Origin of the sequence: Allobosea sp. MMO-172, assembly GCF_037147855.1 — a bacterium.
Lineage (GTDB): Bacteria > Pseudomonadota > Alphaproteobacteria > Rhizobiales > Beijerinckiaceae > Allobosea.
Map to the genome: position 1 here is coordinate 138199 of NZ_JBBCUM010000003.1, position 25521 is coordinate 163719.

19 protein-coding genes are annotated in these 25521 nt (G+C 67.0%); 9 read left to right on the forward strand and 10 right to left on the reverse strand.

What is annotated here, in order from left to right:
• Positions 1–27: 27 nt before the first annotated feature.
• Positions 28–1497 (reverse strand): M81 family metallopeptidase, encoded by a 1470-nt coding sequence (locus WFK61_RS05940; protein WP_336810620.1) that lies wholly within the window; start codon positions 1495–1497, stop codon positions 28–30.
• A gap of 7 nt (positions 1498–1504) precedes the next feature.
• A complete protein-coding gene (locus WFK61_RS05945) occupies positions 1505–2830 on the reverse strand; it encodes an aspartate aminotransferase family protein (protein ID WP_336810621.1) in 1326 nt (441 codons plus the stop codon).
• Between the two features lie 239 nt (positions 2831–3069).
• Here WFK61_RS05945 and WFK61_RS05950 point away from each other — a divergent pair, with 239 nt between their 5' ends.
• Entirely contained in the window at positions 3070–3960 is an 891-nt protein-coding gene (locus WFK61_RS05950; protein ID WP_336810622.1) for a MurR/RpiR family transcriptional regulator, read from the forward strand.
• A 6-nt stretch (positions 3961–3966) separates the two neighbouring features.
• On the opposite strand, the gene aptA is transcribed toward WFK61_RS05950, so the two are convergent.
• The gene (aptA, locus tag WFK61_RS05955; RefSeq protein WP_336810623.1) at positions 3967–5316 is read right to left on the reverse strand and encodes an omega-aminotransferase AptA; all 1350 of its coding nucleotides are present in this window, start codon (positions 5314–5316) and stop codon (positions 3967–3969) included.
• A 140-nt stretch (positions 5317–5456) separates the two neighbouring features.
• On the opposite strand from aptA, the gene WFK61_RS05960 reads away from it, so the two are divergent.
• The 5 genes from WFK61_RS05960 to WFK61_RS05980 all read left to right on the forward strand — a co-directional run bounded on the left by WFK61_RS05960 (position 5457) and on the right by WFK61_RS05980 (position 11217).
• Positions 5457–6005 carry a cupin domain-containing protein gene (locus WFK61_RS05960; protein WP_336810624.1) on the forward strand — a complete coding sequence of 183 codons (549 nt, stop codon included), beginning with the start codon at positions 5457–5459 and terminating at the stop codon, positions 6003–6005.
• A 402-nt stretch (positions 6006–6407) separates the two neighbouring features.
• Complete coding sequence (locus WFK61_RS05965; RefSeq protein ID WP_336810625.1) at positions 6408–8012, forward strand: ABC transporter substrate-binding protein; 1605 nt, start codon at positions 6408–6410, stop codon at positions 8010–8012.
• Positions 8013–8022: 10 nt separating this feature from the next.
• Positions 8023–8964: an ABC transporter permease gene (locus WFK61_RS05970; protein ID WP_336810626.1), complete on the forward strand. Its 942-nt coding sequence runs from the start codon at positions 8023–8025 to the stop codon at positions 8962–8964.
• Complete coding sequence (locus WFK61_RS05975) at positions 8961–9833, forward strand: ABC transporter permease (RefSeq protein WP_336810627.1); 873 nt, start codon at positions 8961–8963, stop codon at positions 9831–9833. Before WFK61_RS05970 ends, WFK61_RS05975 begins: the two co-directional genes overlap by 4 nt.
• Before the next feature lie 190 nt (positions 9834–10023).
• On the forward strand, positions 10024–11217 hold the full coding sequence (locus tag WFK61_RS05980; RefSeq protein WP_336810628.1) for an amidohydrolase family protein: 1194 nt from the start codon (positions 10024–10026) through the stop codon (positions 11215–11217).
• 270 nt (positions 11218–11487) lie between these two features.
• Here WFK61_RS05980 and arcC read toward each other — a convergent pair whose 3' ends face one another.
• The 6 genes from arcC to WFK61_RS06010 all read right to left on the reverse strand — a co-directional run bounded on the left by arcC (position 11488) and on the right by WFK61_RS06010 (position 19374).
• Entirely contained in the window at positions 11488–12471 is a 984-nt protein-coding gene (gene arcC / locus WFK61_RS05985) for a carbamate kinase (protein WP_336810629.1), read from the reverse strand.
• A 98-nt stretch (positions 12472–12569) separates the two neighbouring features.
• Complete coding sequence (locus WFK61_RS05990) at positions 12570–14000, reverse strand: YlbE family protein (RefSeq protein ID WP_336810630.1); 1431 nt, start codon at positions 13998–14000, stop codon at positions 12570–12572.
• Positions 14001–14002: 2 nt separating this feature from the next.
• The gene (fdrA, locus tag WFK61_RS05995; RefSeq protein WP_336810631.1) at positions 14003–15547 is read right to left on the reverse strand and encodes an acyl-CoA synthetase FdrA; all 1545 of its coding nucleotides are present in this window, start codon (positions 15545–15547) and stop codon (positions 14003–14005) included.
• Positions 15525–16466, reverse strand: a complete 942-nt coding sequence (locus tag WFK61_RS06000) for an oxamate carbamoyltransferase subunit AllH family protein (RefSeq protein ID WP_336810632.1) — start codon at positions 16464–16466, stop codon at positions 15525–15527. Before WFK61_RS06000 ends, fdrA begins: the two co-directional genes overlap by 23 nt.
• On the reverse strand, positions 16467–17699 hold the full coding sequence (locus tag WFK61_RS06005; RefSeq protein ID WP_336810633.1) for a tetratricopeptide repeat protein: 1233 nt from the start codon (positions 17697–17699) through the stop codon (positions 16467–16469).
• 109 nt (positions 17700–17808) lie between these two features.
• The gene (locus WFK61_RS06010) at positions 17809–19374 is read right to left on the reverse strand and encodes a SulP family inorganic anion transporter (RefSeq protein ID WP_336810634.1); all 1566 of its coding nucleotides are present in this window, start codon (positions 19372–19374) and stop codon (positions 17809–17811) included.
• 273 nt (positions 19375–19647) lie between these two features.
• Here WFK61_RS06010 and WFK61_RS06015 point away from each other — a divergent pair, with 273 nt between their 5' ends.
• Positions 19648–21264 carry a PucR family transcriptional regulator gene (locus tag WFK61_RS06015; protein ID WP_336810635.1) on the forward strand — a complete coding sequence of 539 codons (1617 nt, stop codon included), beginning with the start codon at positions 19648–19650 and terminating at the stop codon, positions 21262–21264.
• A gap of 156 nt (positions 21265–21420) precedes the next feature.
• Entirely contained in the window at positions 21421–21849 is a 429-nt protein-coding gene (locus WFK61_RS06020) for a hypothetical protein (RefSeq protein ID WP_336810636.1), read from the forward strand.
• A gap of 1 nt (position 21850) precedes the next feature.
• On the opposite strand, the gene WFK61_RS06025 is transcribed toward WFK61_RS06020, so the two are convergent.
• Complete coding sequence (locus tag WFK61_RS06025; protein ID WP_336810637.1) at positions 21851–23749, reverse strand: caspase family protein; 1899 nt, start codon at positions 23747–23749, stop codon at positions 21851–21853.
• Positions 23750–24315: 566 nt separating this feature from the next.
• Here WFK61_RS06025 and WFK61_RS06030 point away from each other — a divergent pair.
• Complete coding sequence (locus WFK61_RS06030) at positions 24316–25404, forward strand: LacI family DNA-binding transcriptional regulator (protein WP_336810638.1); 1089 nt, start codon at positions 24316–24318, stop codon at positions 25402–25404.
• The last annotated feature ends 117 nt before the right edge of the window (positions 25405–25521 follow it).

A 25521-nucleotide genomic window follows, 5' to 3' on the forward strand; every position in this document is an offset into this window, starting at 1 on the left:
TTGGTTGCTTGGATTGGCTGAGCGCCGTCAGGCGGGAGCCTCGCTCCACGGATAGGCCTTCGCGGTATCGAGCTGGCGGTATGGGATCAGCCGGACATCGGCAGGGCCGAGATCGGGCGTGTCGACCACGAGGATGCGGTCGGCCATCGGCTCGTAATAGTCGCGGAAATGCGTCTTCGAGCGCAGCAGGATGACGTCGTAATCCTCCGGCCGCTCGCCGAAGATGAAGAACGGATCGCCATCGACCGCGAAGGCGAAATGCGAAACCACGGAGACGCGGATCGCGCCGATCTGGAGGAGCGCGGTGAGCCCGAGATCGACGAATGAGCCGCGCTGGTAGCGCCCGGAAACGTTGAAGGATTTCGGCCCCGACCAGATGACCCGCGCCATGGCCTCGACCGGTCCGCCGGTCTCCGGCGCCGTCTTGCCGGCGAGCGCGACCTTGATCTCGGCGCCCTCCCCCGCTTCATGGGCCTGCGCGGCGGTCTCGGGATCGAGCAGGAAGGGCACGTTGACCCGCCCGACATCGCGGCCGAGCAGAGCCCGCAGCAGATGGGTCGAGTCGTTCATCCGGTCGGCATGTTCGAGCAGCACGATCGGCCGGCCCGTCGCTGGCTTGCGCTCGACATCGGCCAAGGCTTGTTCGGCGCTCAGGATCGGAATGGCGTTGGCGATGGGCTCGCGCGCCGCGCGCAAAAGACCCGCGAAGACCTGCGCCTTGAGTTCGGCCGCTTCCTGCCCCGCCCAGGCCAGGCAGATCACCGACATGCCGGTATTGGCGCTGTCGGCATAGGAGAAGCCGGCCATGATCGAGATGTCGCAATCGCCGGCCTGCTCGGCGGCGCGCGCCTTGGCGATGATCGAGGCAAGCGGCTCCAATGCCGTTGCCGACATGATCGAGGGAATGACGACATCCGGTCGCGCCACCGCGAGACCGGGCCGGCGTCCCTCGCGCAGCAAGCGGATCAAGGCGCGGGCTGCCCGCTCGCCGGTCTCGCCCATGTCGATATGCGGGGAATGGCGATAGGCGACCGCGATATCGGCGCCGCGCAACGTCTCGCGATCGATATTGCCGTGATAGTCGAGCGCAACCGCGATCGGCAGCGCCGGAAAGGCCGCGCGCACGGCGTCGATGACATGCCGCTCGACATCCGGATATCCCGCCGCCCAGCAGGCGCCGTGCAGGAACAGGATGACGCCGTCGAGCGGGCCGCTGCTGCGGAGGCCCTCGACAATCTCGCGCGTGTAATGCGCCACCGCCGCGTCCGCCGTCGGGCCGAGCGCGCCGAGCAGCGTGTGGAACAGCGGCACGAATTCCGCGCCCTCCGCCTCGCAGATCCTGAGACAGCCGCCCGGCACGGTATTGGTGCCGCGGAAGCGCTCCGTCAGCTCCGCCCCGCGCACGCAGACGCGCTCAAACTCCGCCAGCTCCACGATCTGCGGAACGGCCGTGACCGATTCGAGATTGAAGCCGGCGAAGGCGATGCGGAGCGTCATGCCGGCATCAGCCCTTGACCGCCGCGTCGATGGCGCCGGCGATCCGCTCGACGAGCTGGTCGATCTCTTCAGGCGCGATGATATAGGGCGGCGCCAGCAGCACATGGTCGCCCAGACGCCCGTCGATGGTGCCGCCCATCGGGTAGCAGAGCAGGCCGCGCGCCATCGCCTCCTTCTTGATCCGGGCATGGATCTTCAGCGCCGGATCGAAGGGCGTCTTGGTCTCCTTGTCGGCGACGATCTCGATGCCGCGGAACAGGCCACGCCCGCGGATATCGCCGACATGCGGATGCTGGCCGAGCCGCGCGTCGAGCCCGGCCTGCAGGCGCTCACCCATCAGGCGGACATTCGCCAGCATCTCCGGCTGGGAGATCAGCTCGACGACCTTGAGCGCCGCCGCTGCCGCCATCGGGTGGCAGATATAGGTGTGGCCGTGCTGGAACAGGCCGGAGCCTTCGGCGAAGGCGCGGTAGATCTTCTCCGAGAGCAGCACCGCACCGATTGGCTGGTAGCCGCCGCCCAGCCCCTTGGCGATGGTGACGAGATCGGGCGAGATGCCCTCCTGCTCGCAGGCGAACACCGTGCCAGTGCGGCCCATACCGCACATCACCTCGTCGAGGATCAGCAGCACGCCGTATTTGTCGCAGATGCGGCGGATGCGGGCGAAGTAATCCGCGACCGGGCCGACAGCGCCGAGCGTCGCGCCGACCACCGGCTCGGCGATGAAGGCGATGACCTCATCCGCGCCGAGCTCGATGATCTTGGCTTCCAGCTCGTCGGCCAGCCGGGCGGCATAGGCTTCCGGCGCCTCGCCGGCCTTCTGGTCGCGATAGGCGTAGCAGGGCGAGACGTGATGGGTCTCGGGCAGGATCGGCTGGAACTGCGCCCGCCGCCAGGCATTGCCGCCCGCCGCCAGCGCGCCCAGCGTGTTGCCGTGATAGCTCTGCCGGCGCGCGATGAAATGCCGGCGCTGCGGCTGGCCGATCTCGACGAAATATTGCCGCGCCATCTTCATCGCGGCCTCGACCGCCTCCGAACCGCCGGAGACGAGATAGACGTAATCGAGCCCTTCCGGCGCCAGCGCGACCAGCCGCTCGGCCAGTTCTTCGGCGACATCGGTGGTGAAGAAGGAGGTGTGGGCATAGGCGATGCGGTCCATCTGCGCCTGCATCGCAGCCATGACCTCGGGATGGCCGTGGCCGAGGCAGGAGACGGCGGCGCCGCCGGAACCGTCGATGTAGCTGCGCCCGTCCTCGTCAGTGATGAAGACACCCTGCCCCGCGACGGCTTGCGGCAGGCTGCCGCCGATCGAGCGATGGAGAATCCTGGTCATCTCGGCATTCCCGGATTGGCGCGGACAGGCCGCCGCGGCGCGCAGCCTCATGACACGGCTCATTAAAAAATGCAACATTTGTTTTATATGATACAAATAGGAAACGATTGACTCTAAAACTGTTGCAACGGAACAAACCGGCTTGCCGCCTTCAAGACTGAGGGAAAGCCGAGAAACCGTTTGAAATCCGTCCGCCGCGCGGGAATGGTCGCGAGCGGACAGAGAAGGGCGCGATTCAAATGTTGCAGGCCGATCCCTTGCGCGAACGCATCGTCAGCCTCTTCGACGGCATGTCCCCGCAATTGCGGCAGGCGGCGCGCTACATCATCGAGCATCCGCAGGAGGTGGCGCTGGTCTCGATGCGGGAGCTCGCCCGCAATGCCGGCGTGCAGCCCTCGACCATGACCCGGCTCGCCAAGTTCCTCGGGCTGGCCGGCTATGACGACATCCGCGCCCATCATGCCGAGGCGATCCGCTTCCGCGTCGATGGCTTCGCAGCGCGTGCGATGCAGACCGAGGAGAGCGAGGAGGACATGGCGGCGGCACAACTGTCGCGCCGCATGCTGCAGGGCCTCGCCGCCCAGATCGCCCGGCTGACGGAGCCGGCCTCGCTCGAACGCCTCGCCGCCGCCGCAGACCGGCTGGCCCAGGCGCGCCGAATCTTCGTGCTCGGCCTGCGCTCATGCCATTCGGTGGCCTGGCACTTCCATTACGTGATGACCCTGCTCGGCGAGAAGACGACCCATCTCGACGGCCCGGCCGACACGGTCGGCGACGGGTTGATCCGGGCGGGCGCGGAGGATGTCCTGCTCGCCATTTCGATCAATCCCTATGCCCTGCACAGTCTCGAACTGGCGCAGCTTGCCCGCGAGAAGGGGCTCGGCGTCATCGCCATCACCGACAGCGAAGTCTCTCCGCTGGTCGGCCTCGCCGATATCGCGATCCTCTGCTCGACCGAGAGCCAGAGCTTCTTCCACACCCTGGCGCCAGCACTGGCGATCTCGGAGGTGCTCTGCGGCCTGCTCGCCAACAAGGACCGGAATGCGGCGCTCGCCGCGCTCCAGCGCGCCGACCGCCACCTGCTCTCGCTGAACACCTATGCGACGGCGATCCCGCGCCGCCGCATCTGAGCGTCGTCAGGCGACGCGCTTCAGCGCGCCGCGCAGCGTCTCGACCATCTCGCCGATCTGGTCTTCCTCGACGATCAGCGGCGGCGACAGCGCGATGATGTCGCCGGTGACGCGGATCAGGAGCCCCTTCTCGAAGCAGTCGACGAAGACCTCGTAGGCACGGGCTCCTACAGCGCCGTCGCGCGAGGACAGCTCGATCCCGGCGACGAGGCCGAGATTGCGGATATCGACGACATGCGGGGCATCGCGCAGCGAATGCATCGCGTTCTCCCAGGCCGGCGCCAGCTTCGCCGCCCGCGTCAGCAGCCCCTCGGCCGCATAGATGTCGAGCGTGGCGAGGCCCGCCGCGCAGGCGACGGGATGGCCGGAATAGGTGTAGCCGTGGAACAGCTCGATCATGCCTTCCGGCCCGGTCATCAGGCCATCATGCACCTTGCGGCTGGCGAAGACCGCGCCCATCGGCACCGCGCCGTTGGTCAGGCCCTTGGCCGTGGTCATCAGGTCCGGCATCACCCCGAAATAATCGGCGGCGAAGGGCGTGCCGAGACGGCCGAAGCCGGTGATGACCTCGTCGAAGATCAGCAGGATGCCGTGCTTCGTCGCGATCTCGCGCAGGCGCTGCAGATAGCCCTTCGGCGGCAGCAGCACGCCGGTGGAGCCAGCCATCGGCTCGACGATGACGGCCGCGATCGTCTCGGCACCATGCAGCGCGACCAGCCGCTCGAGATCGTCGGCGAGCTCGGCGCCATGCTCGGGCAGGCCGCGGGTGAAGGCGTTGCGGGCGGGGTCATGGGTATGGCGCAGATGATCGGCGCCCGGAAGCTGCGGGAAGACGCGGCGGTTGTTAACGAGACCGCCGACCGAGATGCCGCCGAAGCCGACACCGTGATAGCCGCGCTCGCGCCCGATCAGACGGGTCCGCGTGCCCTGGCCGATGGCACGCTGATAGGCGACCGCGATCTTGAGCGCGGTGTCGACCGATTCCGAACCCGAGCCGGTGAAGAACACGCGATCGAGCTTGTTCGCGCCCTCGCCCGGGGCGATGGCGGCCAGCCGCTCGGCGAAATCGAACACGATGGGGTGGCCCATCTGGAAGGCCGGCGCGAAATCGAGCTCGGCGATCTGGTGCGAAACGGCTTCGCTGATCTGCCGGCGGCCATGGCCGGCATTGCAGCACCACAGGCCGGCCGTACCGTCCATCACCTTGCGGCCGTCCTCGGTGGCGTAATGCATGCCGCTGGCGCTGGCGAGCAGGCGCGGCGCCTGCTTGAACTGCCGGTTCGCGGTGAACGGCATCCAGAAAGCGTCGAGCGAACGGGCGTTCTGCAGTGCGGACGGCTTGGTGTTCACGGTCATGACGGCCTCCCTGTGTGCCCCGTCAGTGCTCATGTTTTCGTCACGGCAACAAGTCTGTTTCAGTGACGGCCTAATCTATTGAAAAATCTGGATCGATCTGAGTATCGTTCAAGATCGAGAACAGCAGGAACAGGCCGGCGATGAATATCGATGTCGGAGCCCGGCTCAGATATGTCCGGATGCAGCGCGGTTTGTCGCAGCGCGCGCTCGCCAAGCAGGCCGGCGTGACCAACTCCTCGATCTCGCTGATCGAGGCCAATGAGGTGAACCCCTCGGTCGGCGTCCTCAAGCGCATCCTCGACGGCATCCCGATCAGCCTGTCGGAGTTTTTCGCCTTCGAACCGGAGAAGCCGCGGCAGGTGTTCTACCAGGCCGAGGAGCTGGTCGAGATCGGCAAGGGCGGCATCTCTTTCCGCCAGGTCGGCGAGAACCTGTTCGGCCGCGCCCTCCAGATCATCAAGGAGCGCTACGAGCCCGGCGCCGATACCGGCCGCGTGCTGCTGACCCATGAGGGCGAAGAGGGCGGCGTCGTGCTGGCCGGCCGGATCGAACTCACCGTCGGCGAGGAGCGCCGCATCCTCGGCCCCGGCGACGCCTATTACTTCGAGAGCACCCGCCCGCACCGTTTCCGCTGCGTCGGCCCGGTCCCCTGCGAGATCGTCAGCGCCTGCACGCCGCCGAGCTTCTAGGACACGGCGTCCGACGAGAACGGCTTCAAACCGCCTTTGTCTTTCCGGGGCTTCGCGCAGCGAAGAACCCGGAATCCACGACCGGGTGAGCCCTTCTCAATGGGACATCAGACGCTTCATCCAGTCGTGGGTTCCGGGTTCGCGCCTGCGGCGCGCCCCGGAATGACAAAGGTGGCCGCGCATACCTTCATTCGATTTCTGCATGATAATAATTGGATGATTTAATTTGAAAATCAGAAAGATGGCCTCATCATAACGCCTGAATAATATAACAATTCCGGGAAATAAAAATCGGCACCTTTTGACGATTCTCATGACGTCGGCAGTCGAACCTGCTCGCGCACGACACGGCAATCGCGACCGAAACGCAATTCAATCTCCCGGCAACATCATGGACGAAACATGAATAGGCGCGATTTCCTCAAGGCGGCCGCCCAGTCGGCCGTCTTTACACAATTTACTTCGTTCTTCACTGCTCCGGCCCATGCCGCCGGCAAGAAGGAACTGCGCTATATTCCCGAAGCCGACCTGAACATCCTCGACCCCGTCTGGAGCACCTCGACCATCGTCCAGGTCTACGGGCATCTCGTCTTCGACACGCTCTACGGCTTCGACAAGGACTACAACGTCCATCCCCAGATGGCCGAGGGTCACACCGTCTCGGACGACAAGCTGCAATGGACGATCAAGCTGCGCGACGGCTTGCAGTTCCATGACGGAACCCCGGTCCTGGCCAAGGACTGCGTCGCCAGCATCAACCGCTGGGGCAAGCGCGACTTCATGGGCGCGGCGCTGCTCGGCGTCGTCGATACGCTGACCGCGGTCGACGACCGCACGCTCCGGTTCACGCTGAAGAAGCCCTTCCCGCTGCTGCCGATGACGCTCGCCACGAGCGGCTCGAACATGCCGGCGATCATGCCGGAGCGCATCGCCATGACCTCGCCGACCGAGCAGATCCGCGAGAGCATCGGCTCGGGCCCCTATCGCTTCGCGAAAGAGCAATGGGTCTCCGGCTCGAAAGCCGTCTTCGAGAAATTTGCCGGCTACAAGCCGCGCAGCGATTCCTTCCCGCCGACCTATACGGCCGGCCCGAAGATCGCGCATTTCGAGAAGATCGTCTGGAACATCATCCCCGACGCCTCGACTGCCGCGGCCGCCCTCCAGGCTGGCGAGATCGACATGATCGAGATGGTCGGCGCCGACTTCCTGCCCGTGCTCAAGGCCGATCCCAATATCCGCCTGCTGCCGCGCACGACGCCGAATTTCGCGGTGATGCGCTTCAATCACCTGCAGCCACCCTTCAACAACCCGGTAATCCGGCGCGCGCTGCTCAAGGCCTTCGACCAGCGGGCGATCATGTCCGGCACCTTCGGCGAGGAGAACAAGGAGTTCTGGCAGTCCGGCGTCGGCTTCTTCAGCCCGGATTCGCCGATGACAACCACGGTCGGCCTCGAAGCCTTCACCAGCCCGCGCGACGTCAAAAAGGCGGCCGAGGAGATCAAGGCCGCCGGCTACAATGGCGAGCGCGTCGTGGTGCTCGATCCCGTCGACTATCCCTGGACCCATCCCTGCACCCTGCTCGCCGCCGACACGCTGAAGAAGGTCGGCCTCAACGTCGACATCCAGGCGATGGACTGGGGTACGCTGATGCAGCGCCGCCTCAGCAAGGAGCCCGCCGACAAGGGCGGCTGGAACGTCTTCCTCACCGCGCTCTCCGGCATGAGCAACTTCAACCCCGTCGGCCATATCGGCCTGCGCGGCAATGGCAACGACGCCTGGGTCGGCTGGCCGACGGCGCCGCGCCTCGAGGAGCTGCGCCAGCAATGGCTCGATGCGCCCGACGTCGCCACGCAGAAGAAGATCTGCGAGGAGATCCAGAAGCAGGCGCTGATCGACGTGCCCTATATCCCGCTCGGCGGCTTCGCGACCGTCAGCGGCTACCGGAACAACGTCACGGATATCCAGCTCCAGCGGCCGCTCTTCTTCACGATGACCGCCAAGGGCTGAGAAGAAACCCATGCTCTCGCATATCGCGCGCCGGCTGCTCGCAGCGCTGCCGGTCATGACCTTCGTCGCGCTGTTCGTCTTCGGCCTGCTCTATCTCGCGCCGGGTGATCCCGCCGCGATCATGGCGGGCGACCAGGCGACGGCGGCCGACATCGCCCGCATCCGCATCGCGCTGAAGCTCGACGACCCGTTCCCGATCCGCTTCGGGAACTGGGTCTGGAGCCTGCTCCACGGCGATCTCGGCCTCTCGCTCTTCACCAACCAGCCGGTCGCCACGATGATCGTGCAGCGCCTCGAGCCGACCTATCTCTTGATGCTGATGACGCTCGTCGTCTCGGTGACGCTGGCCCTGCCGATCGGCGTGATCGCCGCCTGGAAGCACAACACGGCGAGCGACCGCGCGGTCATGGTCTTCGCGGTCCTGAGCTTCTCGGTGCCCTCCTTCGTCGTCGGCTACCTGCTCGCCTTCGTCTTCGGCCTGCAGCTGCGCTGGCTGCCGGTTCAGGGCTATGTGCCGATGTCCAACGGCCTCTGGCCGGCGGTGCGCAGTCTGATCCTGCCGGCGATCGCACTGGGCAGCGTCTATATCGGCCTGCTCGCCCGCATCACCCGCGCCACCATGCTGGAGGTGCTGGCCCAGGACTATGTCCGCACCGCCCGCGCCAAGGGCGCCGAGGAGCGCAAGATCCTGTTCAAGCACGCGCTGAAGAACTGTTCGGTGCCGATCATCACGACCATCGGCAGCGGCGTCGCGCTGCTGATCGGCGGCGCGATCGTCACCGAGACCGTCTTCGCCATTCCCGGCCTCGGGCGGCTCACCGTCGATGCCATCCTGCGCCGCGACTACCCCGTCATCCAGGGCGTCATCCTGCTGTTCAGCTTCATGTACGTGCTCGTGAACCTGCTGGTCGACATGCTCTACACCGTCTTCGATCCGAGGATCCGCTATTGACCGCCATCGCCTCCGACGTCGCGCCGCGCGGCGGCCGGCAGAGCCGGCTCGGGCAGCTCGTCCGCAATCCGAGCATCGCCTGCGGCGCCGCCGTGCTCGTGCTCCTCATCCTGATCGCGCTGCTCGCGCCCTGGCTCGGCACGCGTGACCCGACGGTGATCTCGGCCTTCGACCGCGCCAAGGTGCCCTCGGCCACGTTCTGGTTCGGCACCGACATGCTCGGCCGCGATCTCTATTCCCGCGTGCTTTACGGCACGCGCGTCTCGCTCATCGTCGGCTTCTCGGTGGCGATCGGCGCGACCATCCTCGGCGTGCTGATCGGCGTCTTCGCCGGCTTCCTGCCCCGCTTCGACGCCGTCGTCATGCGGGTCATGGACGGGCTGATGGCGATCCCCTCGATCCTGCTCGCCATCGCGCTGATCGCGCTCAACCGCGCCTCGATCTGGAACGTCATTCTCGCCGTCACCATCGCCGAGACGCCCCGCGTCGTGCGCCTGATCCGCGGCGTCGTGCTCTTCCTGCGCGAAGAGCCCTATGTCGAGGCGGCCCGTTCCTGCGGAGCCAGCGTGCCCTGGATCGTCTTCCGCCACATCCTGCCCAACACCTTCGCGCCGATCGCGGTCCAGGCGACCTATATCTGCGCGGTCGCGATCCTGGCCGAAGCCGCCCTCTCCTTCATCGGCGCCGGCGTGCCGCCGTCGACCCCGTCCTGGGGCAACATCATGGCCGAGGGCCGGGCGCTCTGGCAGATCAAGCCTTACATCATCTTCTTCCCCGCGCTGTTCCTCTCGATCACCGTGCTCGCCATCAACATGCTCGGCGACGGCCTGCGCGATGCCCTCGATCCGCGCCTGCGCAAGCGGGTGTAAGCCCTGAACGCCTCCACGGGAGCCAAGCTCGGTACGCCCCACTCTCGTGGACAACTCGCCCCGCCGCGCGACGCCGGCGGGGCGCCTTTTATGCCGACGGCTGCGGCGACCGGTTCTATGATCCGGCCGCCGCAGCCGTCATCGACGTTGAGAAGCCGGCCTGGGCCGGTCTGGAAGAAGGAGACGCCTCGTGACTGATACCCTCTTGATCCGGAATGTCCGCCCGGCCGGCGGCGCGGCAACGGACGTGCTGGTCCGTGACGGGCGCATCGCCGCGGTCGGCGCCGGCGCCACCGGGGCGGACGTAACCTTCGATGCCGGCGGCCGCCTGATGATCCCCGGCCTCATCGAAGCCCACACCCATCTCGACAAGAGCTTCTGGGGCATGGGCTGGCACCGGCACACCGCCGGCCCCGCCCTGATCGACAAGATCGAGACCGAACGCCGCAACCGCCGCGAGTTCGGCATCGACGCCAACCGCCAGTCCGGCCGGCTCGTCGCCCAGATGGTCAAGATGGGCACCACCCATATCCGCAGCCATGTCGACGTCGATACCGAGACCGGGCTTGCCGGCATCGAGGGCGTCATGGCCATGCGCGAGCGGCTGAAGGACGTGATCGATGTCGAGATCGTCGCCTTCGCGCAATCCGGCATGCTGATCCGGCCCGGCACGCTCGAATTGCTCGACCAGGCGATGGCAATGGGCGCCGATGTCGTCGGCGGCCTCGATCCCTGCACGCTCGACCGCGACCCCAAGGGCCATCTCGACGCGATCTTCGGCCTCGCCGAGAAATACGGCCGCCCGCTCGACATCCACCTGCATGAGCGCGGCGAGGTCGGCGCCTTCTCGATGGAGCTGATCATCGAGCGCACCCGTGCGCTCGGCATGCAAGGCAAGGTCGCGATCAGCCACGCCTTCTGCCTGGGCATGCCCGATGCCGACTATGTCCGCCGCCTGATGGAGGACCTGGCCAAGGAGCGCATCGCGCTGGTCACCACGGCACCTGCCGCCTCGCCGGCGCCTTCGGTCATGGCCTGCATCAAGGCCGGCGTCGTGATCAGCGGCGGCTCGGACGGCGTGCGCGACAGCTGGAATCCCTACGGCATGGGCGACATGCTGGAGCGGGCGACGCTGGTCGGCCTGCGCAACAATTTCCGCCGCGACGAGGAGATGGAGCTGGCGCTGGACGTCTGCACCTATGCCGGCGCCAAGACCATGGGCATCGCCGATTACGGCCTCGATGTCGGCTGCATCGCCGATCTCGTGATCCTGCCCGGCGAGACCATCTGCGAAGCCATCGTCGAGCGCCCCGCCGACCGCACCGTCGTCAAGCGCGGCAAGATCGTCGCCCGCCATGGCGAACTGACCCAGCCCATCGCCTGACGGACCGATCCCCTCTCATCAGCGGCGTCGCGAGGCTTCAGGCTTCGCGGCGCCGTTTTCGTTTGTCGCCCGATAGACGGCCGGCAGCATGAAAAAGGGCCGCCGGTCATTCCGGCCGCCCGCTTCAATTCACCTGACTAAGACTGGTCCTTGTCCTCGGAACCACGCCGTCATCCCGGGCCTGCCCCGGGATCCATCGGAGGGCTCAGAGCTCTACGATGAATCCCGGATCGGCGCGGTTCCGAGAAACGCGACAAGCGTCGAAGAAACTCAGGCCGCCGCCGCGAAGGCCTCGTCGGAGACGATCTGCGTGCCGGCCTCGCCGCGCAGCGCCGCAACCGCATCCTCGATGCGCGCGATGATGCAGCGCCGGCCGCCGCCTTCGATGAACTGGACGGCCGCGTCGATCTTCGGGCCCATGCTGCCGGGTGGGAAATGCCCTTCGGCATGCAGGCGCTTGATCTCGGACAGGCTGACGCGATCGAGGAAGCGCTGCTCCGGCTTGCCGAAATGCACGGCGACGCGCGGCACGGCGGTCAGGATGATCATGTCCGGGATGTCGAGCAGGTTCGCCATCTTGGCGGTGGTGCGGTCCTTGTCGATCACCGCTTCGACGCCACGGCTCTGGCCGTTCGGCTGGCGTACCACCGGCACGCCGCCGCCGCCGCCCGCGATCACGACTGCGCCCTTCTCGGCCAGCGCCTGCACGAGGTCGAAATCGACGATGTGCTGCGGCAGCGGCGAGGGCACGACATGGCGGTAGCCGCGGCCGGAATCCTCCTTCATCAGCCAGCCCATCTCGGCACTGAGCGCCTTGGCCTCCTCTTCGGTGTAGAAATAGCCGATCGGCTTGGACGGGTTCTGGAAGGCGGGGTCGTTCGGGTCGACCTCGACCTGCGTCAGGACGCAGGTCACCTCGCGCGGATTGCCCTTGGCGCGCAGCGCGTTCTCCAGCGCCTGCGTCAGCAGATAGGCGATCCCGCCCTGGCTATGCGCGACGCAGATGTCGAGCGGCATCGGCGCGACGCGATGGCGGGCGATGGCGTGACGCAGCAGCATCTTGCCGACGACCGGGCCATTGCCATGGGTGATGATGAGCTGCGAGCCGAGCTCCATCAATGGCAGCAGGGCGGCGCCCGTCTCGGCAGCCAGCTGTTCCTGCTCCGCCGCCGTGCCGCGGATGCCCTCGGGATGAATGGCGTTGCCGCCGATGGCGATGATCAGGCGATCCGGAACGGCGTCGATCGAAGTCATGAATCCTCCTCCCACGCGCCGGCCGGCAGGTCGCGACGCATGTTGAAATTGTTCGTTGATGCGGAACGCGGGCCGCGAGAGGCGGCCCGCGGCAGTCTTCAGCCGGCGACGCCTTCCTGACGCGCGAAGGCCAGCAGAGCCTTTTCGAAAGCCTCCATTGGCGGATAGGTGATGCCGGCGCCGATCATGCCGATGCCGGCTTCCTTATGGGCGATGGCCGTGTTGATGACGGGCATGATGCCGGTCTGCAGCACCTTGCGCATGTCGATGCCAGTCGGCACGCCCTTGAAGTTGAGCAGGGGCACCGTGACGTTCGGGTTCTCGGCCGTGGTGATCTCGGCCATGCGGACCGAGAAGCCGATGGCTTCATCGACCGTGCCGCCGACGAGCGGCACGATGGCCGGCGCCGCCGCCATGGCGAAGCCGCCGATGCCGTAGGTCTCGGTGATCGCGCTGTCGCCGATATCGAGGCCGGAATCCTCCGGCTTGTAGCCGGCGAACATCGGGCCGATGACCTTCTGCGCCGGGCCGGTGAACCAGGTGAAGCCGGGCACGCCGCTGATGCGGATGCCGAACTCGACGCCGTTGCGGCACATCGTCGTCAGGATGGTCGAGTGCGGCACGTCATGGGCGGCGTCGAGCGCGCATTTGCACATCGCCATCCAGGTCGGGCCGGAGAAATAGTCGCTGCTGGCGACGAAGTCGAAGACCTCGCGCTTCTGGGCCGTCGTGAACGAGGTCTCCAGGATGAAGGGCGCGAGCTTCTGGATCAGGATCGTCGTGCCGGCCACGTTGCGGTTATGGCACTCGTCACCCATGTGCAGCGCCTGCGAGAGCAGGAGGCGCAGGTCAATCTCGCCGGCGATCTGCATGGCTTCGCGCAGGATCGGGCCGAGCACGTCGCGCATCCAGTTCAGCCGCGCGATGACAGTCTCGTCATTGGCGCCCATGCGCAGGATCTTGGAGAGCTGCTCGCTGAGATTGGTGTAGGCGACGTTGCCATAGGTCTTGTTCTTGACCACGTGCATGAACATCGAGGCCGAGGTCACGCCCGCCATTGAGCCCACGCAGTTATGCTCGTGGCAGGGCGAGAAGGTGATCTTGCCGGAAGCCGCCAGCGCAGCCGCCTCCTCCAGGTTCCTGGCGAGCCCCTCGAAGACCAGCGCGCCGGTGACGGCGCCCTTCATCGGGCCGGACATCCGCTCCCAGGTGATCGGCGGGCCGGCATGCAGAATGGTCGTCTTGGTCATGCCGGGCACGACTTCGAGCGCCGGACCGAAGCCGACCAGCACGGGCTGCGACTTCAGGATGCGCTCGACCGCTTCCTGGTTAGCCTTCTCGATGCGCGCCGCGATCTCGGGGCGTGCGAGCGCTTCGAGCGCGTCGATCAGCTCGGGCTTGCCGCCCGCCGGCGGGCGCCAGTCGAGATGGACGGCGCTGCCGCCCTGCTTTTCGATGTCGTCCTTGAACATTTCGAGGCCGACATTGATGACGCTGACCTTGCTGAACAGGTCGTTGATGCTGGACATGATCAGTTCTCCTTGGAGACGAAACCGCGCGCCAGCAGGCCGGCATTGGTGCAGCTGCTGGCGATGGTGACGCCCACTTCCGAAAGCTTGGCCGTCTGCTCGGCGAGCGACTGGCTGTCGAGATCCGTGCCGAGGACATAGCCGAGGATCTCGAGATGGCGGCCCTCGGCCGCCGCGATCTGCTTGGCCTCGACGAGGGCGGGGATCATCACGCCGGCCGGGTCCTCATGGGCGCCGTAGCCGAGGATGAAATCGAGCACGATGACGCCGACCGAGGGGTCGCGCGCCTCCTGCACCAATCGCGCGAGGCGCTGGGAGGGGTCGATCATCGGGTGCGGCCGGCCGCGGGTGAAATCGTCGTCGCCGAAATCGATGAAGGTATGCTCGATGCTGGTGGAGACGTCCTTCAGCTTGCGCGCCGGGTCCTTGGCGATGTTGCTGTAGACGTTGTCGTAGCTCTCCTTGGCGATCAGCATCACCTCCTCGCAGAGCGTGCCGCCGCAGAGCAGCGCGCGGATATAGCGCTGCTCGGGCTTCAGCTTGGCGCGGGTCTCGGCGATCAACGGCAGGTTGAGCGCCCGCTTGTTGATCTCCTCTTCCTTCCTGCCGCCGAGGATGACGGCCTTGAGCGCGGCCTCCTTGGTCGTCTTGCCGAATAGCAGGCCGGCCCTGGTGACCGCCTCCTCCGAGCCGCCGAGCAGGCAGGCGACGACCGGCTTGCCGCAGGCCGCGGCCGCCGCCAGCACCTTGTCCTGCACCGACTTCGCCGGGGGCTTGGAGACGAGCACGATCACCTCGGTCGCCGGATCGCGGGCAAGCGCGTTGATGCCGTCGATCATCATGATGCCGCCGACCTTCTCGTTGAGGTCGCGCCCGCCGGTGCCGATGATCTGGGTGATGCCGCCGCCGAAATCATGGATGCGGGCCGCGACCTCCTGGCTGCCGGTGCCGGAGGCGCCGACGATGCCGATATTGCCGGCGCGCACCGCATTGGCGAAGCACAGCCCGACGCCGCCGATATAGGCGGTGCCGCAATCCGGCCCCATCATCAGCAGGCCCTTGTCATGGGCGAGCGTCTTGAGGGCGACCTCGTCCTCGATCGAGACGTTGTCGCTGAACATCATGACATGCAGGCCGCTCTCCAGCGCGCGGCGCGCCTCGCGGCTGGCGAATTCGCCGGCAACCGCGATGATCGCGAGATTGGCACCGGGCACATGCGCGACGGCCGACTCGATCGTCGCGTAGTTCATCTTGCGGCCGCTCTCGTTGCCGCCCTTCTGCTTGAACAATTCGTCGATCTCGACCAGCGCCTGTTCGGCGATCTCGTCGGACGCCGAGCGCACCACGATCATCAGGTCGCCGCTCTGGGCCTCGGCCGCCTCCGGTGTCAGCATGCCGACATTCTGCAGCACCTCCTTGTTCATGGCGGTGCCCATGCCGATCATCGCCTGGTCGACCCCGGCGACGGCGTTGGCCCGCCCGGTCACCGACATCAGCGAGACCGAGTCGAAATAGGTGTTCCGCTTAATGGCGGTCTTGATGGCCATGATCCCATTCTCCGTTGTCAATGAGCGACGCCAGCCCACGGATGACGCCGAAAGCGATCTCGGTCCCGGATGAGGAGCCGATCGCGAGAACCTGCGCGAGAGCCTGCGAAGGCGGCTCCGCCGTTGCGCTGCCGAGCGCGATGATGAGGCGCGCGACCCGGTCCCGGACCTCGCCGCGCGCCGCCTTGGCGATGGCCGCGTAGGCGATCGGGTTGGTCGCGCTCTTGGCGAGCCTGATCACGCCGTGCGCGAAAGCATCGCTGCCGAGATCGGCCTGCCGCCGGCAGAGCGCGCGGGCCGCGAGCAGCCCGGTAAGGAAGTCGTCGCCCGACGGCGTGAGCCCCGGCCCAAGGCCGAGGAGCCGGCGGGCATGGGCCAGCGCCGCATCCGTGTCGCCCCGCCCCAGAGCGAGCGCGAGCCCGTCCGCGCCTTCATGCAGCATCCGTGTCGTCAGTCGCGCGACCTCGGTATCGGCCATGCCCTCGATGAAGCCGCCGGGGGTGCCGTTGCGCCAGATCGCAGCCTCGGCTTCCGCCAGCCGGCGCCGCAGCAGGCCGGCCGCGCACTGCGTCTCCGGCACGGGCGTGCGCCAGACCGCCGCTCCCGCAACATTCACCATCGCCTTGCCGGCGATGGCGAGGCTGCCGCCTCCAGCCCGGACGCTGTCGCCCTGGCAGATGCCGATCGCGAGGAAATCCTCGGTCACCACGACCAGCGAGTTCGGCCCGTCATCGAGATCGCCGGTGACGAGCGTGTGCAATTCGCCATTGCTCAGGCAAGCAATGTTGACCGCCCGGCGGAAGGCACTGTGGACCACGCCCGCGAAGGCCGCGCCGTTCACGCGCGCAAGGAAAGCGCCGTCGCCGGACCTTGCCTGCATGGTGACATGCGCGCGCATCGGGGCGGGCCAGGCCGGCATTCAGCTGGCGCGGGCGGCCGAAGGCCGGCCTGCCGCTGCAAGCTCGGCCTGCGCCTCGGCCTCACGGCCGAGCAGCCGGAGCGACTGCGCCTTGTGCTGGCGGTAGAGCGGGTTGCCGGGATCGGACGCGATCGCGATCGCGATCGCCGCGATAGCCTCCTCGTGCCGGCCGAGCGAGCGCAGGCTGTTGCCCTTGTGGAAGGCGAAATCGTAGCGGCCGGGAGAGCGCGCCAGCAATTCGTCCATCACGGTAACGGCGGCCTCGTGCCGGCCGAGTTCACGCAGATAGTTCGACTTGTGGTAGCGCAGGAACAGCTCGTCCGGCTGTTTCGCGATGCCCGCGTCGAAGGCCGCGAGCGCGGCTTCCGGCTGCTTCATCGCCCGCCAGGCATAGGCGATGTAGAAATGGAACTCGATGGCGGCGGGATTGGCGGCGAGCACCGCCTCGAAGACGCGGATCGCCTCCTCGTTGCGCCCAAGCTCGTAGAGATAATAGCCCTTGTAGTAGGCGAGATCGGCATCGCCCGGATGCTGCGCGAGCGCGGCATCGACGATGGCGAGCGCCTCCTCGTAGCGCTCCGCCTTCTCGGCCCGCTTAGCCTGCCGGATCGCCTCGGCACCCGGCCCGGCCGCAGCGCCTTCACCGCGGAATATCTTCAGGACGCGCTCCTGGCCGAGCGCCTGGGCATGCTCCAGCGACGATTTGCCGTCTCGATCCCTGAGATGCTGGTCCGCACCCGCCTCGACCAAAGCCTCGGCCACGTCGCCATAGAGCCGGCCGCCATCGCCGAGGATCACGGCCTCCAGCAGCGCCGACCAGCCGAGATCGTTGGAGCGGTTCACGGGAATGCCCGCGGCCAGGCAGACCCGTACCGTACGCAAGAAGCCCTTCTCGCTCGACGGCAGCAGCGGCGTGCCGCCGAAGCGGTTGACGCTGTTGGGATCCGCGCCCGAGGCGATGGCGAGCTTCAGGATCTCGTTGAAGCCATTCGCGCCCGCGCAGAGATAGGGCGAGAGCATGGTGATATCGCGGGCATTGACGTCGCTGCCCGCCGCGATCAGGCGCCGCGCCAGCGGCAGGTTGTTCTTCTGGGTCGCCGCCATCAGCGCCGTGCGGCCGGTCTCGTCCTTGGCATCCACCTTGGCACCCTCGGCGAGGAGGCGCTCGACGGCGGCCATGTCGCCCTTGTCGGCGGCGGCAATCAGGGGTGGGTTGGCGGACGGGGCGTTCATCGGGTCTTCCTGTCGATCGGTGGTGCGGCGCCCGGACGGGCGCCGCGAAAGGCATGGCAGGCGGCAGCGAGGCGAGCCCATCCGCAGGCGGCGGGCTCGCCTCGCCGGTTCATGCCTTGCTGGCCTGGGCGGCCGGCTTCATCTCGCCGGTGGCGATCGTGCGATCCGCCTCGCGCAGGTTGAGGTAGTGCTTGAGCACGAAGACGCCGGCAATCATGCAGTATGCATAGACCAGCGGCATGGCGTGCGGCTGGGCGAAGCCGACCGTCGGCGCATGGATCACGCCGAACAGTGTCAGGAAGCCGCCGACCAGCGCCGCGACCGCGCCGCGCATCGGCTTGTCGGTGATCGCGAAGATCGTGATGCAGCCCCAGGTCATGCTGCTCAGCGGCGCGCCGTTCCCGAGATTGGACAGGCCCTGATAGTAGACGCCCTTCTTGGCCAGCGCCTCGACACCGACGGTCTTGGCGGCGGTGCCGGCGGCCGACAGCGTGTTGTTGGTCAGCGTCAGCGCCCAGTTGGCGATCCACGGGAACATCGTGACGAAGATCACCGGCACTTCGTCGCGCGGCGACTCGCGCACCACCTGATTGGCCGTGACGATGCCGATATAGACGAGGATCGGAACCACCGCGACCATCGGGATCAGCGCCAGCAGGAAGGCACCGAGGCCGAACAGCGACACCAGGAACATGGTCAGGCCGGTGAAGAAGGTATAGCCGGTGCCGGCACCGATCGATTTCCAGCCGGCATGGCCGATATAGACGGTGACCGGGAACGGGTTGCCGAAGAAGGCGCCGAGCGTCGAGGACAGGCCGTTGGCCATCATCACCTGGCGCGTCGGGTAGGGATCGCCGGCGGCATGCGCGCTCTCGATATTCTCGAGGTCGAACACGTAGTTGGCGAGACCGAGCGGCACGGCCGAGGCGAGATAGGGCAGCGCATGCGGCAGGCCCTGCATGAAGCTCGAAATATGCAGCGTCGGCGGGTTGAAGCCGAAGGTCGACAGCGAGTTCTTGATCTCGGCCGGGCTCTGCAGACCGAAGATCCAGGCCAGCGCCGTGCCGGCGGCAAGCAGCAGGAAGCCGGTCGGAACCTTCGGGAAGAGCGGCTTCTTGCCGAACCAGTTCAGGAAGATCAGCGCCAGCACCACGAAGGCGACGGTCGGCGTCTCGAAAGACTGCAGCATCGGGTTCATGGCGAGCAGCAGCAGGCCGAGGCCGGCGAGGCAGGACAGGAGCACCGTGCGCGGGATCGTCTTGCGGATGGTCTCGCCCAGGAAGGAGCCGCCGACCAGGATCATCGCCTCGACGAAGCACCAGACCAGCGCGATCTGCAGCGCGAACTCCGCGTCCTTCGTCTGGAGATAGACCGGCAGGATGACGAGGAAGGTCACCGTGAAGATCGACGGCGCGCTCGGGCCCGAGGGCAGCGCGGTCACGTCGGCGCGGCCGGTTTCCTTGACGAGCTTGTAGGCGAAATAGGTGTACCAGAGGCTCGCAGCGAAGACGGCGAGGCCGAAGGCCGGCGCGATCCGGCCATAGACCATCTCCTTGGGGAAGCCGACGACGAAGAGCAGCAGGCCGATCATCGTGAGCAGATTGGTCAGGTTGTTGGCCAGCAGGCCGAAATACCCGCCCCAATCGCCCTTTCGCCAGATAAGCGATCTATCCATCGATTGTCCCCATCCTCTCGGGCGCGCTCCAGCCGCGCGATCCCGCCGTCGAACGATCTTCTTTTGAGGGGAGCCTAGTGAGCCGGCGGCAGGCGAACCATTGCCAAGCCGCCTAAATTGACCGGCCTTATTTTATCCAGAGCGGATAAATATCGAACCGTTCTAACCGGGTTTGGCTTGCGAATACGGACCATTCACGCATAGATCGCCGTGACGGAGTGGTCGCTGGCACGGCGGGAACGGCAGGCGCGGGCCACCCTGGGAGCCCGGACCATGGCCCATCAGCTCAAGATCTCCGAACTGCTGCAATTCGCGCCGTTCAGGCAGGCCCGCCTGATCTGCGGGGAAGAGGGCCTGTCCAACCCCGTGCGGGGCGTCAACGTCATCGAGGCCCCGGACGTGACCGATTGGGTGCAGCCCGGCGACGTGCTCCTCACCAATTTCTATTCGCTCGACCGTTTGCGCCCGCTCGACGCCTTCATCGAGAAGGTCGCGGCCCGCAAGCTCAGCGCCTTGATCGTCAAGACTGGCCTCTTCGTGCAGGAGGTCCCGGAGGAGATCGTCGAGGCCGCGCGCAGGCACCACCTGCCCGTCATCGAGATTCCGCGCAGCGTGCTCTACCGGACGATCGTGCTGTGCATCTCCGAGCATCTCCTCAGCGAGCGGCTCGGCGTGCTCGAACGCTTCAAGGAGATCAGCGACCACTTTCTCAGCGCCTCGCTGGCGAACCAGGGCGCCTTCCGCATCCTGAAATCGCTGGAGACCTTCATCGGCAATCCGGTCGGGCTCTATGACGAGAAGCTGCAATGCCTCGCCGGCACCACCGGCAGCTCGGTGAGCCTTGCCCCGCCCGAGGGCCATCAGGAGGCTGCGCCCTATTACATCCAGACCATCACCGCTCCCGAGGCCGACGACCGCATCTGCAACCGCTATGTCTTCTCGGTCCGCGTCGGGGACGAGGTCAGGCTCTACCTCACCGTGCTCGAACTGAACGGCGAGCTGGAAGACGTCCAGTCCATCGCCATCGAAAGCGCGATCAACGCGCTGGCGCTCGACTTCCTGCGCCAGCAGGCGGTGATCGAGGTCGAGAAACAGTTCCGCTTCGACCTGATCGGGGACCTGCTCGGCGGCAGCGCCCTGCCCTCCAGCGAGTTGCATCGCCGTGCCGGACTGATCCAGTGGGACCTGAAGCGCAGGCACGCCGTCGTGGTGCTCGGCCTCAAGGCGGCACAGAAGCAGCCCGGTCCGGGCGACGGCAAGAAGCTGGAGCGGCTGGCGCAGCTTCTGACCGACCTCATCGACAATGCCCATGCCCAGGTCCGGGGCGGCCATGTCGTGCTGTTCTGGCCTGCCGGCGAGGGCCGCGAATGGCGCACCCAGCTCGAACGCCGCTTCGCCGAGCTGAACGCGCTCTGGTCCCGCGGCGAGGAACGCGCCGCCCTGCATGCCGGAATCGGCGAGATCGCCGCCGATATCGAAAGCCTGCCCCGGAGCTACCGGCAGGCGCTCGACGCGCTCAATATCGGCATCCGCGCGCGGTTCGCGAAGCCGATCGTCGCCTTTCACGAGCTCGGCATCTACCGCATGCTCTGCCGGCTTGCGCCGCAGCACGAGCTCAGGGAGATGGTCCCGCCTTCGCTGCAGCGGCTCGTCTCGGTCAGGACGCGGGCGCGCGCCGATCTCGTCGAGACGCTGGAAGCCTATATCGCCTGCAATGGCAACGCGCTCGAAACTTCGCGACGCCTCGATGTCCACCCGAAGACGGTCTTGTACCGGCTCGACAAGATCAGGACGGAAGCCGGCATCGATCTCGACGATGCCGACGCGATGCTGATGGTCCAGATCGGCCTCAAGATCCTGAAAATGGAGGATGCGGCGGACGCCGCCTGACGCTATCGCCCGTCATGCGCGCGAGAGTCTGGGCCGCTCCGCGAAGGTCGGTTGACGCAGCGACAGCATCGCGGAGATCATCGCGCCATGAACGCCACCAGCCCCACAGGGAAGCCGATGAGCCGTTTTCCAGGATATCGCGCGATCACTCTTTCCATGCTGGCTCTCGCCCTGAGCGGCTCTTTGGCGCTGGCCGTCGAGCCCGTCCGCCTGATCACGGCCGAGGAAGCGCGCCTCCCCTCGGCCGATCCGGGCACGGCGCAGGAGCGCAACCTGACCCGTGGCCCCGGCATCGACGCGGTCGCTCCGCCGCCGATCGGGGTCAGCGGCACATTCCGGCTGGCGGTCAGGTTCAAGCCGCGCAACAGCGTGGCGATCGACCCCGAAACCGTGCGCGTGACCTATCGGCGCCTGCCCGAGATCGACCTGACCGCGCGGCTCAAGCCCTTCGTCACGGCGGCGGGCATCGAGGCGCCTGCCGTCATCGTGCCGCCCGGCAAGCATGTGATCGTCATCGAGGCGACCGACAAGGAAGGCCGCATCGGGCGCAGCCAGATGACGCTGACGGTCGCGGAAGCCAAATAAGCTAGCGCGCGACCTTCTTGGGAAGCAGCGCGACCGCCGGCGCCGCGCCATAGGCCGCGGGCACCTGGCGCCCCTCGGTCTTTTCGGAGACGCGGGCCGCCGTCTCCCGCACGACCGCATCCAGCGTCTTGCCCGGTGACGACAATGTCTCCAACAGGGCCCGCACGAAGGGACTGTCGAGGCCATCGCCGTCGGAAGCGGTCTTGCCCGGCTGGGTGGAGTGCAGCACGACATTGTTGGGCGCCGGCTGCGGCGCGGCCGCGAGCCCGCCATGGATGCGCGCCGGCAGGGCCGCGAGCTGCCGTCCGCCTGTCCCGCGCGAAGCCGCCACCACCTGCGCCTCCGCGAAGGGATCGTCGCGGCAGGCATCGACGATGACGAGCGCGCCGCGTCGTGCCTTGGCCGCCGCCGCCGTCAGGTCGCGCAATGCGAGCGCATCGCCCTGCAGGGCCTTGCCGCTGTCGAGCGTCGCGTCGGTCGGCACGAGATAGTTGACCCCGCCGGTCTCGACGCCATGCCCGGCATAGAACACCAGCACGACATCGGCCTGCGCAGCCTGCTCGGCGATCAGAGCGGGAATCCGGCGCAGATCGGCCTTCCCGACATTCTCCGCGATTTCGATCGCATCGAAGCCCATATCCGCCAGCGCATGCGCCATGACGGCCGCGTCGCGCCGCGCATTCGGCAGGCTCGACAGCTCGGCATAGTCGCTGGAGCCGATGACGAAGGCGATGCGCTTCAACCCGTCCGGCGAGGGCTTGGCCGGCGCGACGCCGGAATCGAGCCCGCTGCGGAATGGACCCGTGCCGCGGAAGGCAGGCTGCGAGAGCTGCTTCAGTCGCCAGGAAGCGAGGATGCGTTCGAGCAGCTTCGGCGTCGCACGCGTACCCGCCAGGATGCGCTTGTAGATCGCCTCGGCCTTCGCCCGCTCGCCCTTGTCCTCGGCGACCCGCGCAAGACCCAGCGCCGCCGACCAATTCTTCGGCGAGAGCTTCTCGGCCTCGCGATAGAGCGTCTCCGCCGTCTCGGTATCCTTGAGCTTGTCGAGCGCCAGCGCCCCCGCTTGCACGAAGAGATCGGCGCTCGCCAGCGCGGCATCCGCCTTCGGCATGTCGCCGGTCTCGCGCGAGGCCGCGACGATGTCCTCATAAGCGGCGCGCAGATCGCCCGCACGCAATTCGAGTTCGGATTTGCGCATCAGCGCCAGCCGCCGGAATGGCGGCCCCAGCGCTGCCGCGCCCTCCAGATCGGTCCGCGCCCGCTGGAGATAGCCGAGGCGCCGCAGCAGGTCGCCGCGCGCCGACAGGGCTGTTCCGGCTTTCGGATCGAGCTCCAGCGCCCGGTCGAGATCGATCATGGCGGCGTTCACGTCGCCGTCGCGCTCATGCTCCAGCGCGCGCTGCACGAACGGCGTCGCATCCTGGGGAGCCGCCTGCATCGCTTCCGCGACATCCGCCCGCGCCTCGGCGCTGCGCCCGATCGTCTGGTTGATCGTTGCGCGCAGGGCCAGCGCATCGCCCTTCATCGGACCGTCCAGCCCGATCGCCGCCTCGATATCGACGAGCGCCGGCCGAACCTGCAGCAGGGTCGGCGGCGCATAGGCCACCGAGCCATCCGCCTTTCCCGACGATGCCATGCCCTTCTGCACCACCTGCAGAAAGCGCATCAGCCCGCGATAGAACGAAGCCTTCTGCTGGTCCGCCATGGCGGCGCTGCCGGAAAGCACGCGGCTGCAGGCTGCTTCCGCGGCCGATAATTGCGCGGGTTGCAGCATTGCCGTCTTCACGCGCTCGTCGGCACAGGCAGCCATGTCGGCCGGGGCCTGCGGCCTTGCCGCTTCGGGCGCGGCGATCAGTATCAGAGCCAGGCCGGCCGACACCAGGCGAGGACGGGACAACATGGACCTCCAGGTTGACGCAGAGGCAGAAGGCTACCGGCCTCTGTAGCCGCTGGCCAGAGCACGCGCCTCATTCAGGTTGATGACAGACCGCACGCAATGGAGGCCTCCTTGACCCATCGCAATCGCGGTACGCGCCCTCAGATCGAGCCAAGAGAGCAGGAACATTCTTCTCCTAGCGCCCGAAAACTTGGAAATCCCTGCGATTGACCCGTTCCGGCATTCCCCGGATGCTTCAACCCATCGGAGCGATCCGGTCGCGGGATTTGTCGGAGCAGCTTGCGCCGCGTCAACAACGCTAAAAGCACCACGGACTATCGTGGGCTCCCATAAGGAGACCCCGGACGTGGTCTATGCCCTGATCATCAACAGCCTGCTGCGGCTATCCGCCTTCCTGCGCTGGACGCGAACCGGCTGAGGCAGCGGCAGTTCACCGGCCATATCGCTCGCCACCTCCGAGCGACGAACCCCGGCGAAAATCTCGACAAGCTCACAGCGGCCAGACCCACTTGCAGCGCCTCGTTGGCGCTGTTAAACGTTTTTCTGTAAAACGTTTAACAGCCTGAGCGATGGATAAAGCACGCGTCACGATCCGCGAGGTTGCCGCCCGCGCCGGGGTGTCGATCGCGACCGTCTCGAACGTGTTCAGCGGCAACAAGCCGGTGAATGCCGAATTGCGCGAGCGCGTGCTGAAGGCGGCGGACGAACTCGCCTATCAGGTCGATCGCGCGGCATCGCAGCTCCGCTCGGGCCAGGCCCGCGTCGTCGGGGTGCTCGTGCCCGATCTCGACGACGTCTTCTTCACGTCGCTGGTCTCGCAACTGGAGGTACTCGCCCAGAAGGACGGCTACGACATCCTCGTCGCCAGCTCCCGCGACGACCTCGGGCTGGAACAGTCGCGCTTGCGAACCCTGCTCGCCTGGCGCCCCTCGGGGCTGATCGCGGTGCCGTGCTCCGACACCGTTCCCGAAGTCCTGCGCGGCGAGATCGGCCGCCTGCCCATCGTCTTCGCCGATCGCGTGCCGCCGGAAGGCTCGCTCGTCGACACCGTCGCGATCGACAACCGCGAGGCCGGCGAGATCGCCGCCCGGCATCTCATCGCCAGAGGCCATCGCGACATCCTGCTTGCCGCCTCCAGCCTCGCGATCTCGCCGATCCGCGAGCGCGTCCGCGGCGCCAGCGCGCTGATCCGGACCCTGCTCGGCCGCGAGCCGACCGTGATCGAACTCGGCTCGAACGCGGATCGCGGCGCGGCGACCTTCCTGCGCTGGCTCGAACGGCATCCGCAGCCCAGCGCCGTGATCGCCCTGACCAACGTCACGACACTTGCAACGCTTTCGGCGCTCGCCCGGATGCGGATCGACATTCCCGATCCCGTCTCGGTCGTCGGCTTCGACGATTATCCTTGGATGAGCGCCCGCAAGACCGGCCTCACCGCGATCCGCCAGCCGATCGCTGAGATCGCCGAAGCGGCCTGGGCGCGCCTGCGCGCCCGCATGGCCGGCGACCCGGCGCCACCCACCCATTCCGTGTTGCAGGCAAGCTTGCAGGTCCGCGATTCCGTGCGCGACCTCGCCGTTGCGGCCCCAAACAGCCGCGATCCCGATCCCCATCCGAATCCGGAAAGGCCGGCCGCTTCGCCCAAGGCGGTGCATTGACGAAGACCCCCTGCGGGCGCCCGGCGTCCGAACCACCGGGCCGGCAGAGCCCGGAGGCAAGACACTCTGGAGGACAACGTGCCGCTTCGACAAACCGCATATCGCTCATGCCGGCCG

Excerpts from the sequence above, each read along its gene's own strand:
- WFK61_RS06015 (WP_336810635.1), top strand. The coding sequence starts at position 19,648 with ATGGCCCATCAGCTCAAGATCTCCGAACTGCTGCAATTCGCGCCGTTC.
- WFK61_RS05950 (WP_336810622.1), top strand. The coding sequence starts at position 3,070 with ATGTTGCAGGCCGATCCCTTGCGCGAACGCATCGTCAGCCTCTTCGAC.
- WFK61_RS05945 (WP_336810621.1), bottom strand. The coding sequence starts at position 2,830 with ATGACCAGGATTCTCCATCGCTCGATCGGCGGCAGCCTGCCGCAAGCC.
- WFK61_RS05965 (WP_336810625.1), top strand. The coding sequence starts at position 6,408 with ATGAATAGGCGCGATTTCCTCAAGGCGGCCGCCCAGTCGGCCGTCTTT.
- WFK61_RS06020 (WP_336810636.1), top strand. The coding sequence starts at position 21,421 with ATGCTGGCTCTCGCCCTGAGCGGCTCTTTGGCGCTGGCCGTCGAGCCC.
- aptA (WP_336810623.1), bottom strand. The coding sequence starts at position 5,316 with ATGACCGTGAACACCAAGCCGTCCGCACTGCAGAACGCCCGTTCGCTC.
- WFK61_RS05960 (WP_336810624.1), top strand. The coding sequence starts at position 5,457 with ATGAATATCGATGTCGGAGCCCGGCTCAGATATGTCCGGATGCAGCGC.
- WFK61_RS06000 (WP_336810632.1), bottom strand. The coding sequence starts at position 16,466 with ATGCCGGCCTGGCCCGCCCCGATGCGCGCGCATGTCACCATGCAGGCA.
- WFK61_RS06030 (WP_336810638.1), top strand. The coding sequence starts at position 24,316 with ATGGATAAAGCACGCGTCACGATCCGCGAGGTTGCCGCCCGCGCCGGG.
- WFK61_RS06005 (WP_336810633.1), bottom strand. The coding sequence starts at position 17,699 with ATGAACGCCCCGTCCGCCAACCCACCCCTGATTGCCGCCGCCGACAAG.
- arcC (WP_336810629.1), bottom strand. The coding sequence starts at position 12,471 with ATGACTTCGATCGACGCCGTTCCGGATCGCCTGATCATCGCCATCGGC.
- WFK61_RS06025 (WP_336810637.1), bottom strand. The coding sequence starts at position 23,749 with ATGTTGTCCCGTCCTCGCCTGGTGTCGGCCGGCCTGGCTCTGATACTG.
- WFK61_RS05990 (WP_336810630.1), bottom strand. The coding sequence starts at position 14,000 with ATGTCCAGCATCAACGACCTGTTCAGCAAGGTCAGCGTCATCAATGTC.
- WFK61_RS06010 (WP_336810634.1), bottom strand. The coding sequence starts at position 19,374 with ATGGATAGATCGCTTATCTGGCGAAAGGGCGATTGGGGCGGGTATTTC.
- WFK61_RS05970 (WP_336810626.1), top strand. The coding sequence starts at position 8,023 with ATGCTCTCGCATATCGCGCGCCGGCTGCTCGCAGCGCTGCCGGTCATG.
- WFK61_RS05940 (WP_336810620.1), bottom strand. The coding sequence starts at position 1,497 with ATGACGCTCCGCATCGCCTTCGCCGGCTTCAATCTCGAATCGGTCACG.
- fdrA (WP_336810631.1), bottom strand. The coding sequence starts at position 15,547 with ATGGCCATCAAGACCGCCATTAAGCGGAACACCTATTTCGACTCGGTC.